This window comes from Lyngbya sp. CCY1209 (genome assembly GCF_055795065.1).
The window spans coordinates 1-13,104 of sequence record NZ_JAYFER010000140.1; the positions used below are offsets into that span (position 1 = coordinate 1).

11 protein-coding genes and 1 tRNA gene are annotated in these 13,104 nt (G+C 53.9%); 4 read left to right on the forward strand and 8 right to left on the reverse strand.

Features of this window, described 5'->3' with window-relative positions:
• Positions 1–361 (forward strand): DUF4114 domain-containing protein (locus AC0QHF_RS01465; protein WP_324702408.1); only part of this gene is annotated, 361 nt, incomplete at its 5' end.
• 85 nt (positions 362–446) lie between these two features.
• On the opposite strand, the gene gatC is transcribed toward AC0QHF_RS01465, so the two are convergent.
• Both gatC and AC0QHF_RS01475 read right to left on the reverse strand, forming a co-directional pair.
• On the reverse strand, positions 447–737 hold the full coding sequence (gene gatC / locus AC0QHF_RS01470) for an Asp-tRNA(Asn)/Glu-tRNA(Gln) amidotransferase subunit GatC (protein ID WP_324702409.1): 291 nt from the start codon (positions 735–737) through the stop codon (positions 447–449).
• A 25-nt stretch (positions 738–762) separates the two neighbouring features.
• A complete protein-coding gene (locus tag AC0QHF_RS01475) occupies positions 763–1,284 on the reverse strand; it encodes a photosystem I assembly protein Ycf3 (protein WP_324702410.1) in 522 nt (173 codons plus the stop codon).
• A gap of 410 nt (positions 1,285–1,694) precedes the next feature.
• Here AC0QHF_RS01475 and AC0QHF_RS01480 point away from each other — a divergent pair, with 410 nt between their 5' ends.
• Positions 1,695–3,017, forward strand: a complete 1,323-nt coding sequence (locus tag AC0QHF_RS01480; RefSeq protein WP_324702411.1) for a hypothetical protein — start codon at positions 1,695–1,697, stop codon at positions 3,015–3,017.
• Positions 3,018–3,129: 112 nt separating this feature from the next.
• Here AC0QHF_RS01480 and AC0QHF_RS01485 read toward each other — a convergent pair whose 3' ends face one another.
• A complete protein-coding gene (locus AC0QHF_RS01485) occupies positions 3,130–4,374 on the reverse strand; it encodes a glycoside hydrolase family 10-like protein (RefSeq protein WP_324702412.1) in 1,245 nt (414 codons plus the stop codon).
• Positions 4,375–4,864: 490 nt separating this feature from the next.
• On the opposite strand from AC0QHF_RS01485, the gene AC0QHF_RS01490 reads away from it, so the two are divergent.
• On the forward strand, positions 4,865–5,737 hold the full coding sequence (locus tag AC0QHF_RS01490; protein WP_324702413.1) for an S-methyl-5'-thioadenosine phosphorylase: 873 nt from the start codon (positions 4,865–4,867) through the stop codon (positions 5,735–5,737).
• A gap of 100 nt (positions 5,738–5,837) precedes the next feature.
• Here AC0QHF_RS01490 and AC0QHF_RS01495 read toward each other — a convergent pair whose 3' ends face one another.
• Positions 5,838–6,404: a Uma2 family endonuclease gene (locus AC0QHF_RS01495; RefSeq protein WP_324702414.1), complete on the reverse strand. Its 567-nt coding sequence runs from the start codon at positions 6,402–6,404 to the stop codon at positions 5,838–5,840.
• A gap of 220 nt (positions 6,405–6,624) precedes the next feature.
• Between AC0QHF_RS01495 and AC0QHF_RS01500 the strand changes: the two genes are divergently transcribed.
• Positions 6,625–8,139, forward strand: coding sequence for a serine/threonine protein kinase (locus AC0QHF_RS01500; RefSeq protein WP_324702415.1), 1,515 nt, complete (start codon positions 6,625–6,627; stop codon positions 8,137–8,139).
• 119 nt (positions 8,140–8,258) lie between these two features.
• Here AC0QHF_RS01500 and AC0QHF_RS01505 read toward each other — a convergent pair whose 3' ends face one another.
• The 4 genes from AC0QHF_RS01505 to AC0QHF_RS01520 all read right to left on the reverse strand — a co-directional run bounded on the left by AC0QHF_RS01505 (position 8,259) and on the right by AC0QHF_RS01520 (position 12,949).
• Complete coding sequence (locus tag AC0QHF_RS01505; RefSeq protein ID WP_324702416.1) at positions 8,259–9,836, reverse strand: sensor histidine kinase; 1,578 nt, start codon at positions 9,834–9,836, stop codon at positions 8,259–8,261.
• 55 nt (positions 9,837–9,891) lie between these two features.
• Positions 9,892–11,622 carry a putative bifunctional diguanylate cyclase/phosphodiesterase gene (locus AC0QHF_RS01510; RefSeq protein ID WP_324702417.1) on the reverse strand — a complete coding sequence of 577 codons (1,731 nt, stop codon included), beginning with the start codon at positions 11,620–11,622 and terminating at the stop codon, positions 9,892–9,894.
• Positions 11,623–12,446: 824 nt separating this feature from the next.
• Positions 12,447–12,518 (reverse strand) — tRNA-Thr (locus tag AC0QHF_RS01515).
• Positions 12,519–12,568: 50 nt separating this feature from the next.
• Complete coding sequence (locus AC0QHF_RS01520; protein WP_375341388.1) at positions 12,569–12,949, reverse strand: c-type cytochrome; 381 nt, start codon at positions 12,947–12,949, stop codon at positions 12,569–12,571.
• Between the last annotated feature and the right edge of the window lie 155 nt (positions 12,950–13,104).

The following is a 13,104-nucleotide window of genomic DNA, read 5'->3' on the forward strand; positions in this document are numbered from 1 at the left end:
AGCTGACTCGCCGAAAGAGAAAGTCTGGATAGTGATATTCAGAATCCCCGTCACTTTAGTGCGGGGAGTACGTCAAGGACGCAGCAATCCGAGACAGTGGCACCTCGACGCGGCGGACAACAGCGACGGGTTGCAACACATCATGGCCTATGAACAGTCCGGCTACCTGGTGATGGCGTTTGAGGACATGACGAACGGCGGTGACAAGGACTACAACGATATCGTATTCGCGATCGATATCGGCGAAGGAAATATAAAGCACCTGCAAGGAGTTCCCGAACCCACCATGACATTGGGACTCTTGGGGATCGGTGCGGCTTTCACCTTTTCGCGTCGCAAGCGGGAGCAACAGTCCAAATAGAATAGAAGAGAGGCGATCGCACAATTGACAACCCAAAAAAAGGCACGGGAACCCGAGAACCCGTGTCTTTTGGAGTTTAAAATTTCTATTCTTCGCTGAGAATCTTGGGAACCCGGAAAAAATCCCCGTCCGGTTCGGGGGCTTCCTTCAACAAAGCGTCCCGGTTGGCGTAGGGTTCGAGTTGGTCGGGGCGGGTGATGTTGCTGACATCGATCGCCCGAGTCGTGGGTTCGACCGTTTCGGTGTCGAGTTCCTTGAGCTGTTCAAAGTATTCTAAAATACTGTTCAATTCTTGGGTAAATTTTTCTTCTTCTTGTGCCTGTAGCTCCAGGCGGGCTAAGTGGGCGACTTTGCGGACTTGTTCGCGATCGATCATGGGGGTTTTTTAACAGAATTTCAATTTAGAAGTAGACGTCGATTTCACTGCGACCCGTGGTCTTGAGCCAGTTTTGGGCTTCGATGTAATTGTTGGGGGCAAGGCGGATGGCGCGTTTCCAATATTCCGCCGCCTGACGGTAATTATTTTCCGCCGCGTCCCCATCTCCGGCTTCTTTCGCCTTTTCTCCCCGGTAGTGGAAGATGACGGCGATATTGTTGAGGGCTTGGGGGAGGCGGGGGTTCAAGTCGAGGGCTTGGTGGTAATATTCCAAGGCTCTGTCCTGTTCGCCGTTGCTGGTGTGAATCAGGGCGATATTGTAGAGGATATAGCTGCGATCGTTGGGATCTTGCTCGAGTTTGAGAGCCTCATAATAGTTGTCGAGAGCTTCGGCATATTCGCCATCCGCCTGGGCGGACATTCCGTCGCGGTAGTAGGCGAAGGCTTCCTTCGATTCCTGATTGGTGGGCAGGATCTTGAGGATGATGTCGGCGACGACGGTAAAGGTTTTGTCGATGAAATTATCGTTGCGTTGAGTGCGGGGCATACTCTCTATTTATCTCCACAATTGGGGGCGATCGCTTCAGGGCCAGCCCGCCGGGGGCCGAGCCCGAGGTAGAAACGATGAGACTCACCGCCTTCTGGTCGTTTGAAATCACGCGACTCATTCGGCATCCCCGAAGATTCGATCTTTCCAAGAAATATCCGAGAACTTCTGGGTTGAGTCCCCGATCTTCGGCGGTCAGATCGGCGACGGGGGGCGAATGACCGCCTCTCCCGATGGCTCCGTATTGTACACCAATTCCCGGCCCGGTTGCCAAGATCGCGATCGCCAATTTCCTAGAGCGGCGATCGATGTGACTTTGGAAACCGGAAAAATCTATACTGTAAGGATAGCCGCCCGACAACTCACCGGAACAGGGAACCGGGCGGTTCAATCTGTATTGGGAGAAAAAAATGGCTCCAAATCCCTCGATCGTCAAAGCTGTCGAACAGTTGGGCTACCGTGTCACCGGGGGAGATGTGGCGGCCCAGGCCGGACTGGAAGTGAATCTGGCCCGACAGCAACTTTTGGCCCTGGCATCGGAAGCCGGGGGACATCTCCAGGTTTCCGAGTCCGGGGAAATCGCCTTTCTCTTCCCTGAAAACTTTCGGGCCGTCCTCCGGAATCGATACTGGCGATTGCGAGTCCAAGAGTGGTGGCAAAAGGTCTGGCGGATTCTGTTTTATCTGATCCGAATTTCCTTCGGAATTTTGCTGCTGGTGTCGATCGCCATCATTTTTATCGCCATCGCCGCCATCTTGATTTTTGTCAATTCCAGCGGGGACAGCGACGATTCCGGCGGCGGGGGCGAATCCGGCGGCGGGGGCTTCATGTTCGTCCCCTACTTCTGGTTCGGCCCGGATTTGTTTTGGTTTTTCCACTGGGATGACGGCGACTATTACCGCCAGCGACAGCGGACCGACGAGAGTCCGAAGGATAAAATGAATTTCTTCGAGGCGGTGTTCTCGTTCCTATTCGGAGATGGCAAGCCGAACCCCGACTTGGAAGAGCGGCGCTGGCGAACGATCGCCACGGTAATCCGCAACAACCAAGGGGCGGTGATCGCCGAACAAATTGCCCCCTATCTCGACGATCTCGGCAATGCTTATTCTCGGGAATTTGAGGATTATATGCTTCCCGTTTTAACTCGATTTGACGGACGCCCGGAAGTCAGCCCCGAGGGTCAATTGGTGTATCATTTCCCGGAATTGCAAACCAGCGCCACCCCATACCGGACGCAACCGGTTCCGGCTTATCTGAAGGAAAATCCGTGGCGGTTCAGTTCGGCCGGTTCCAATCAAATCCTGCTGGCGGCGGGGTTGGGTGCGGTCAATATTGTCGGGGCGTTGATGTTGGGAAGTTTGCTCGGAGATGGCGCGATCGCGGCTCAAATCGGCGGCTTCGTGGCATTTGTGGAGGTGATTTATCCCCTGCTGTTTGCCTACGGTGCGAGTTTCTTAATTGTCCCGCTGATCCGATATTTTTGGATTCAGTGGCGCAATGGCAAACTGGAAGGGCGAAATCAGCGGCGGCAGCAACAGGCGATCGCCATCAACCAGGCGGATGAAAGTCTGAAACAAAAGCTCGATTACGCCCATCAATTTGCGGCGAAAACGGTCATCGCCGGGGACGATCTGGCTTACACGACGGAGACGGATCTGTTGGAACAGGAAACCGCCAACCCCGATCGCATTGATGCGGAATGGCAGAAGCGTATGAACGAATCCAACGGCTGATAGAATCGGCAATTATCTCGCGGTCGATGTCTGAGAAGGTGCGGATTTTTGGGGGTGCATTTACTTCAAATCAAGATAATTTTTGGGGGGATAGGGGACTCCCGATTTCGGTTTATGAAAATAACTGCTGAAACACCTGGCGTCTTTCCTCTGGGGCGTCCGGTGTCAGGTAACTCCAGAGGGTTTCCCAGTAGAAGAATGAGACGCCATCGAAACCGCGATCGCGCACTTCTTTCACCTGAGATTTAATCTGTTCGATGGGGACGGGATGGGTGAGGGTGCCGCTCAAAATGCCGATGCCGACGGGAACTTTTTCCCGCGCGGTTTTCATGGAGGGGTGTTCCAGTTCGTCGATAAATCCGTCGAGGCGATCGCGGTACACTTGCAACACCAATTCGTCCATCCAGCCGCGATTCACCCAGGTCAGCCAATCTTGCAAATAGACGTTGTAGGTGAATTCGTAGGGGTTGGGAGAAAGGGAGATGATGCCGTCGGGTTTTGCAGTTTTAATCGCCCTCACCAAATGCTCGATAAAGTCGGTAATTTTGTTGGATCTCCACCGCCGCCACTCCGGATCTTGGGGGTCGTCCGGCGGGGATTCTCCGCCGTGTTCCTGTTGGTAAAGTTCCACCGTATAGCGATCGTAGCCGAACTCCACCGGGATGCCAAAATGGTCGTCGAGTTGGATGCCGTCCACGTCATATTTCATGACGACTTCTAAGATTAAATCCTCCATAAATCTCTGCACGCCGGGATGGAGGGGATTCAGCCAAATATTGCGGATGGGATTGAAAAACCGAAAGCGGCGGCGCGGGGGTGGAAGGGGGGAACTCGGCGAGTCTTCTTCGTCGGGATAGTCAGCCAGCATCAGGTTGCCCTCCCGGGTTTGTGTCACCCATTCGGGATGATTTTTTACCAGTTGGGAATTGATGGGAGCCATGAAGCCGTATTCGAGCCAGGGGATCACGCGCAGTCCGCGATCGTGCCCTTCCCGCACGATTTCCGAGAGCACATCTCGCCCGAGTCGGGTAAAATGCAACAGGGTATCTTGCGATCGCCCCGTCACCCGCCGCGCCACCGCACTCCGAAAAAAGGTGGTTCCCCGGTTCCAAATTACCGGATAAATGGTGTTGAAATTGAGGGCGGAAAGTTGATCTAAAGATCGGTTGATTCCCCAGGGAAAAAACAGCACGCCGCTGCTGACGTTGGTGATCCAAACCCCCCGGATTTCTTCGGCGGCACTCACCGCAGTTTGGGGGGTGACGGAGTTGGGAAAGGGGGCGAGAACGGCCAGCCCGCAAGCCAGGAGGACGATCAACAAAATGTGGGTGATTCGGTGTTTTTTTCGCCGTCGCATATGGATTCCACAGCCGACTTTTCCCGTAGCGTAGCACAGGCATCCCGCCCGTCACAATAAACGCTAGTTTTTTTGATAGAATCTCGTCAAACTGCCTCGAATTCGACTGGGGGAATCACGCGATCGCATTTGATCTCCGATCGGTGTTCTCAGGAATCCATCAGAGCATCACCTCGCCGAACTGCAAAACGATTGGCGATCGCTTTCAGTGCCATCCGGTCGGGGTCATATTGTCGAGATGACCGGCTGAAAACAGACTATATATGTCGCCACGGTTTCCCATGATATAAAAATAGCTCAAATCCGATTTTTTGTCAAGATAAAAAGGCGAGAAAATTTGAAATTTTTCGTATTTTTGACGGGGGGTGATGTATGGACAGTTTCCCAAAATCTGGAACATCTGAAAATTGCCAAAAATTCTCCCGCCGGTCGATAAACGCCAGATTCCCGCTACAATAATTTGAGTCAGACCAGGAAAAGTAAAGGCAAGATGACTCAGGCAAAAATTGGCATTATTGGGGGCAGCGGCCTCTACAAGATGGAAGCCCTCACCGATGTGGAAGAAGTGCAAGTCGAGACGCCCTTCGGCCCCCCCTCCGATCGCATCATTTTGGGAACCCTGGAAGGGCTGCAGGTGGCGTTTCTGGCCCGCCACGGCCGGGATCACAAACTCATCCCCAGCGAGTTGCCCTACCGGGCGAATATTTACGCCCTCAAGAGTTTGGGGGTCGAATATATCATTTCGGCGTCGGCGGTGGGCTCCCTGAAAGCGGAGGTGAAGCCCCTCGACATGGTGGTTCCCGACCAATTTATCGATCGCACGAAAGGGCGAATTTCAACTTTTTTCGGACAGGGAATTGTCGCCCACATCGGCTTCGGACATCCGGTTTGCAATCGATTGGCAGGGGTGCTCGCAGATGCGATCGCGGACTTGAATTTTCCCGATGTCACCCTGCATCGGGGCGGGACTTACGTCTGCATGGAGGGGCCGGCTTTTTCTACCCAAGCCGAATCGAATTTGTACCGCAGTTGGGGCGGAACTGTCATCGGCATGACGAATTTACCGGAGGCGAAATTGGCGAGAGAAGCGGAAATTGCCTACGCGACTTTGGCTTTAGTCACCGACTACGATTGTTGGCATCCCGACCACGATCACGTCACGGTTGAAACGGTGATCGAATACCTCAAACGCAATGCGGTCAACGCCCAAAAAGTGATTCGGGAAACCGTCAAACGACTCTCCCAAAATCTGCCGGAATCCGACGCCCACTCGGCTTTGAAATATGCGATTTTAACTCCGTTGGATAAGGTGCCGCCGGAACGGATGAAAGAGTTGGAGTTGCTGTTGAAAAAGTATATTTAGGGAGCGATCGCCCCTTCGCCCTCCCCTGGCGAAGGGGAGGGGCTAAAGCCCAACAACGACAATAGCCCTCCCCTTGGGAAGGGGAGGGTTGGGTGGGGTTTTAATCAAAAACTTCGGAAACTTTGAGATTGAGTTCTCTAAAATTGGGAGATACTACCCAATCATCGCCGGAAAAATTTCCGACTTCTGTATAATTACTTTCGACCAGTTCTAATACTAAAATAGTCCGGGTTTGGGGATCGACAATCCAGTATTCGGGAATCCCACAATCTTGATATTGGATGCGTTTGGCAACGTAATCGCGATCGCGCTGCAATTCTCCGGGACTGACGACCTCGATCGCCAACAGTGGCGGCGACATCGACAGGCGGATCGTATTGCGTTTTAATAGTTGTTGAATGTGTTCTTCTCGGATAATCGTCAAGTCGGGATAGCGGTTCCTGGGTTCGCCTCTCACCTCTACTTCCAGCCCTTGACAACGAACCCTGCGATACCCAACCAGTGACGCGAACTTGAGTAAAAGAAAGGTGGCAATTTCAACATTTAAACCGGACTCGGGTGGCATTTCGACCAATTCTCCATTAAATAATTCGTAGAACTTTTCCGAATTATTATCATAAGCCAAATAGTCTTCAAAACTTTGAAATCGGGGTTTGACTTGTAACATGAAATGACCTCCATTTTGAATCCCCCGGAGAGGAGGGTCGCGATCGCCTTGAGAATTGCTTTCCAAATCGGTCTGAAAATCGTACTATAATTATAGTCAATTCTCGCCATCTCTCTCAGGTATAATCCGCATTTTCCACAAATTCACACCGGGAGTATCGCCGGTTGTGGCACAATAAGGACAGACATTCTGCCGTTGGCTTTTCATCCCCATTCCGTCTATGCTCTCATCCGGAACCGTCCTCGCCGATCGCTTCCAACTCGTCGAACCCCTGAACGCGAACCCCGTCCGCCAAACCTGGCTGGGGCGGGATCTCAAACGCCGCGATCGCATCGCGATCAAACTGCTGGCGATGGGAACCGGGATGCAGTGGGATGACATCAAACTCCTGGAACGAGAAGCCCAAGTTTTGCAGCGACTCGATCGCCCCCGCCTCGTCCGCTACCGGGATTATTTCTCCCTCGATGAAGCGGATCTCTGGTTCGGACTCGTTACCGAATATATCCCCGGCATTTCCCTCAAACAAAAGTTGGAAGCCGGATATCAATTCACCCGCCCGGATCTGCTCTGGATCGCCAAGGAAGTGTTGGAAATTCTCGATTATTTGCATCAGTTTTCGCCCCCAGTTTTGCACCGGGACATCAAACCGAGCAATCTGATTTGGGGGGAAGACAACCGCATTTATCTGATCGATTTCGGTTCCGTCCAAGTGCAGTTTCCCACCCCCGGGGCGACATTTACCGTCGTCGGCACATTGGGTTACACCCCCATCGAACAATTCGGGGGGCAGTCCATCCCGGCTTCCGATCTGTACGCCCTGGGAATGACGTTAATTCATTTACTCACGGGTTGCCCGCCGTCCGATTTTCCCCAGGATAATTTTCGCGTCCAATTCCACGATCGCATCCCCAAAAATACCGACATTCGCCTGATTTCCTGGTTGGAACACCTCACCGAACCGATGCCGGAAAATCGTTTATCTTCCGCCAGAGACGCATTGGAAGAACTGAAAGATTTTAACCGGATCGGCGCGATCGCACAGCCGCCAGAGCGATCGGTGAATTTATCAAAAACGGGCGATCGCCTGCAAATTCAAATCCCCTGTCGCTTTTCCCTCCAGTTCGTCCGCCCCGTCCGCCACACGGCGAAAACCCTGATTTCGACCACCCAAGAGCGACTTAAAAATCTACCGATCCTCGCCAAGGGGGGCGCTCTATTTTCTCTATTATTGACGATTTATTTATTGCAAAAATTGCCAATACCGACGGGTAAAATCGCGTTATTTTTGTTGGAATCCCTCGCGGCAGTTCCGCTCATTTTGTTGATATTGGCAATTCCGGGCGGCCTCATCTTTTTGGCATCGATTCTGACATCGGGCGAAAATTACTTTGAACGCATCAGCCTCAATTTTGACGGGGAAGATTACGAGATCTGCTGGCATTCTTCCACCTGGACGCGCCGCCATCGGGGGAAACTCTCCCACATCCAACAGATCGATCCGATTTGCCTGCAAGATGCCCAGGGAAATTTTCGCCACACTTTAGAAATTGTCACCCAAGAACCCCTGCTGTTTCTATTTTCTCGCCGCCGAACCTACCGCCTCGGGCAGCAGTTGGAAGAGGCGGAATTGCAGCAAATCCGCCAAGAAATTTATAGTTGGATTGCCGGCAAAACTGAAGCGGTCGAAGGTGCGATCGCCCGACTGGCAGGGAAGGGAGAATCGACCGCCGGTTAACGGATAGTGCCGGGTGCCGGGGTGTGAGGTGTGGGGAGAAAAGAGAAGTGAGAATGGAGACATGACCCCTCACTTCTCACACCTTGAAATGGGGGGTTCGGGTTCTGTCCCCCGGCTACCTAGGAACCGGGGAGGGCGATCAAAAACTGCGTCCCCTCTCCTGGCTGGGAAATACAGTCGATGCTGCCGCCGTGTTTTTCCACGACAATTTGATGGGCGATCGCCAAACCCAACCCCGTCCCCTTTCCGACCGGTTTAGTGGTAAAAAAAGGGTCGAAAATTTGTCGGCGAATCGATTCCGGGATGCCCGGACCGTTGTCGGCGATCGCGACGACCACCGCCCCCCCTTCCACGCGAGTCGAGATGGTAATTTCTCGGGGTTCCGGCCATTGTTCCAGAGCCTCGATCGCGTTGCAGATCAAATTCATGAACACCTGATTGATCTGGGAGGCGTGGCACTCCACCCGCGGCAATTTTCCGTAATTTCGGATAATTTTGGTTTCCGGCTGTCCGGGTTTCGCCTTGAAGCGATTTTGCAAAATCAGCAGGGTACTCTCGATCCCCTCGTGGAGATCGACGGCCTTCATTTTTGCCTCATCGAGGCGGGAAAAATTCCGCAGGGACGAGACGATCTCCTGGATGCGGTGGGTCCCCAATTTCATCGACTCCAACGCCTTGGGCAAATCACCGATCAGAAATTCCAAATCCATGTCGGCGAGGGCTTCTCGGATTTCCCCAACCGGCTCCGGATAATGTTTGTAATAGAGAGACAGCAAGGATCGGATGTCTCGGATGCAGGTGTCGAAATACATCAAATTGCCGTGGATGAAGGCGAGGGGATTGTTGATTTCGTGGGCGACCCCGGCCACCATCTGACCCAAGCTAGAGAGTTTTTCGGCTTGGATGAGTTGAGTTTGGGTTCGCCGCAGTTTGCCGAGGGTTTTTTCCAACTCCGCCGCCTTTTGTTTTTCCAGTTGTTTTTCCACCAACAGGGCGGCCTCCATCGCCTTGCGGTCGGTGATGTCCCGGACGATCGCCAACACTGCATCCGCGCCGCTCTTGACGTAGCGGGCCTCGTATGCGCGCCAACCGTCCCCGTCGGGGAGGACGTATTCCCCGGACTGGGGTCGGCCGGTTTCCAGGGTCAACTTCAGGTAGTGCCGCGTCCACCGAGCCAGATCTTCCGAAAAAATGTCCTCGATGCTCCGCCCCACGATCTCCGAGTCGGAAACCTGTTCCCCCTCCTTGTCAGCGGGGAAGTAGTCCAAAAAAATTCCGTCGCGGTCGATTCGGAAAACCAGGTCGGGAATGGCTGCGATGAGGCTGCGAGTCCTCGTCTCGCTCTCCCGCAGGGCTTCTTCCATCTGCCGAGAGTCGCGGAGAGCGTCCCGGCTCTCAACCCGGATGCAGATGGGGGATGGCATCCGCCCGACTTCGCGATCGCGTCTGATCCCCGCCCCCTGCCGACCCCAAAAGTCGCCCGGGGAGGGCGTCGAAAATCGGCCTTCGGAAAATGCGGACGGTGGGTGGCTTTCTCCCCAAATCATCTGGGGGGGGCCGACGGCTTGCCGGAGTTCCTGAAGTTGTTGCTGGGTTTCCCACAGTTGGCGTTGGGTTTGGGCCAATTCCGCGATCGCCCGCCGATAAGCGACGGTCGGCGGCTCGGGAAGTTGAGTTTCTGACAGTTCGGCACTCATGATCTTGCCCTCTCGATATCGGTTAAAAGTGCGCCCGGATGGGCGGTCTTCGGCTTCAGGCGATGTGGATGCCCCGGCCACAACCGTTTTCGTTTTTCCCATTTCTTTCCATCCCCGCACGATGGGCCAAGTGGTCAATTTCGTCGGCGAAGCGTTTCCATTCCCGCAGGGTCTGGGCCGGGGACAGGTGGATGGTCCCCCGGAGGAGCAACTGTTCGATTTCGATTTCCCCCACGGGTTGGGAAAATAAATAGCCCTGGCAGAGTTGGCAGTCCCAGGCCTGCAGCACGCCCAGTTGTTCGGGGGTTTCCACCCCTTCGGCGATCGCCTCCATGCCCAGGGTGTGCGCCAAATTGACGATCGCGCGGGCGATTTTCAGTTTTTCCCCGGACCCGCCGATGCCTTCGACAAACGAGCGGTCGATTTTGAGGGTGTGGATGGGAAAGTCGTAGAGCCGGCTCAAAGAAGAGTATCCCGTCCCAAAGTCGTCGATGCACAGTTGAATTCCCCGGCGGCCGAGTTCTTTCATCTTCGGAATCACCATTTCGGCGTATTCCGCGATCGTGCTTTCGGTCAGTTCCAATTTCAACGCACTCGGGGGGCAGCCCGTTTCCTGTAAAATGGCCGCCACCGTTTCGGTAAATTCGGGTTGGGTCAGTTGGTGGCTCGACAGGTTAACGCTCACGAACGGCGGTTGTCCCTGGGGAAGCATCAACTGCCACTTGCGGACGGCGGTGCAGGCCTCCCGCAGCACCCACTCGCCGATGGGCCGGATCAGTCCGGTTTCTTCGGCGATGGGGATGAACTGCGTCGGGGACACCAACCCCAGGCGGGGGTGCTGCCAGCGCACCAGGGCTTCGCAGCCCAGGATCTGCCGGGTCGTCGGGGAGACGATGGGTTGGTAGTGCAGCCGCAGTTCCTGACGTTGGATGGCGCGGCGGAGGTCGCTTTCGAGGTGCAGCCGTTCCCAAACTTGGCGGTGCATGGCGGGGTTGAAGACGACGTGAGAGCCTTTGCCTTTGATTTTGGCCCGGTACAGGGCTGTGTCCGCATCCCGGAGGATATCTTTGCCGCCCTCGTAGCTGGCATCGCCCAGGGCGATGCCGATGCTGGCAGTGGTGAAAATCTCGTGGTCGCCCAGCAGGATGGGCTGTTGCAGGTGCCGTTGGATGACCTCGGCGAAGCGCCCGATTTGGGTCGGATGTTGCATGGGGTCGAAGAGGATGGCAAATTCGTCTCCCCCCAGGCGGGCGACCACGTTCCAGGGGGGGATGCATTCTTGCAGACGCCGTCCGACGGTCGCCAGCAGCCGATCGCCGACCTGATGTCCCAGGCTGTCGTTGATGATTTTGAAGCGATCGAGATCGAGCAGCAGCACCCCGAACTGGTGGTTGCGGCGATGCCGTCGCCGGTCCACCGCCGCGTCAAGTTGGTCGATGAAACTGGAACGGTTATAAAGGCCCGTGAGTCCGTCGCGGCTGTCGCACAGCAGTCGGATTTCTCGGTGCCGCCGTTCGGCCGTCTCCGGGTCGGCGCGATGCTCGGGGGCGGGGCGGGGCGGTTTGGCCGCCCGGGGGCGCGAAGGTTCCCGAAGGGCGTCCGGGAGGGACACCCCCGGGTTGCCGACGGCGAGGGCGAAGGAATTTTCGACGCTGAAAGCCGCCGTCAGATAGGCCGCTTGGGCGTAACAATGGGGAATGACGCTGTAACATCGACCGGAGTCGGCCTGAAAAAAATTCAGATTGTCTCGGCTCGGGTGAGGGTTGAATAGATTCGGGCTGTCCATTTTCAGGGCCTCGTTAACGTAAAAATGAGCGTTGAGATGGCCATCGATTGGGGGGGGGCAGACAAATTTGCAAAACCCAAACTAAGATTTGACGGAATCAGGTTTAAAATGCACCAGTAACGCTTTGAAATAGATTGAAAAAAGGTTTAAATCCGATGCCAGTCTCCGCCGGCTTTACCGAACTTTACAAAATCTATATCTTCCGCTCAAAAGATAAAGACAGGAGATCTAAACAATTCATCTGTCAAATCAAAAGTACCAAAAAATATCGGAAATACCAAATTAAAATTGTTAAAAAAATATGGATTTCAATACACCCCCAACCCAGATGGTTAAGAGGAGTTTATCAAAATGATAAGAAAAATCTGTATAAAATCGAACACTTTGTCGAGTTGGTCTGCAAAATAGCCATATATGTGAGCGGAAATTCTAGCCAAATCTCCGAATTCAAAAGACTCCCATTCCGTTAAAGTTCCGGGGTCATCGCCGGATCAGTTAAAGCCCAGTAAAGATAGCACTACGGGAATCGATTGGGACTCTCGGCAATTTTGACCACAACCGGCACAGAGGAGCACAGAGGGAGGGTGTGTCCCAACCTGAATACCTACTGCTATATTGCCGCATATCTCAGTAAAATGACGGAATAGGAACCGAGGGTTACGGGGATTAGATCCGAAAAAATACTTATTATATAGCAATGGATAGAACGGTTGGGACATTGCTATTGTAGAAAATGAATCGGTATCCTCGACCCGGCGCGACCTCCCCTTGTTTAACCGAGAATGAAACGGCCGGGCTCTTACAAAGGGGGACTTGAAGGTAAAAGCCAGTGGTCGGATTTGAACCGACGACCGTCCGCTTACAAGGCGGATGCTCTACCACTGAGCTACACTGGCGGGGGAGATGGGGGACATAAATCCACAGTTTTCTAGTATACCACAGTTTTTTACATTTGTTCCAAATAAGTCAACAAATCTGCCATGTCCTGGGGATTGGGCTGAAATTGGGGCATGGGAGGGGTTTTCCCCCCGATCACCTGCCGGATAATGCTGACTTGGGATTTGCGTTGGGATACGTCTTTAAGACTCGGCCCGATCTGGTGGTCGGCTTCCTGAACGTGGCAACCCGCGCAGTTCATTTCAAAAATGGCGTGTCCCCGGGTCGAGTCGCCGGGAAGGGACAGCACCTTTTGAATGTAGGGATCGGAAATCTGCACCGAACTGACTCCCCAAATCCAGAGGAGAATGACCGCCATGAGTCCCACCACGGCCAGTGCCACTCGCCGGATGAGAACAGTTGCGTCGGTGTTAACAATCGGGTTATCCAAAACTACACTTCTACACGGATCTACAAAAAACTTTACGGAATCGATCTATAGCTTAATGCTTTCAAGCCGCCAGGGCAAGTTATAGCAGTGCGCGCTCGTCTGTTTACAGTTTCCTCAGAGGGACAAACCTTTAAACCCTGATGTCGAGGGAATTT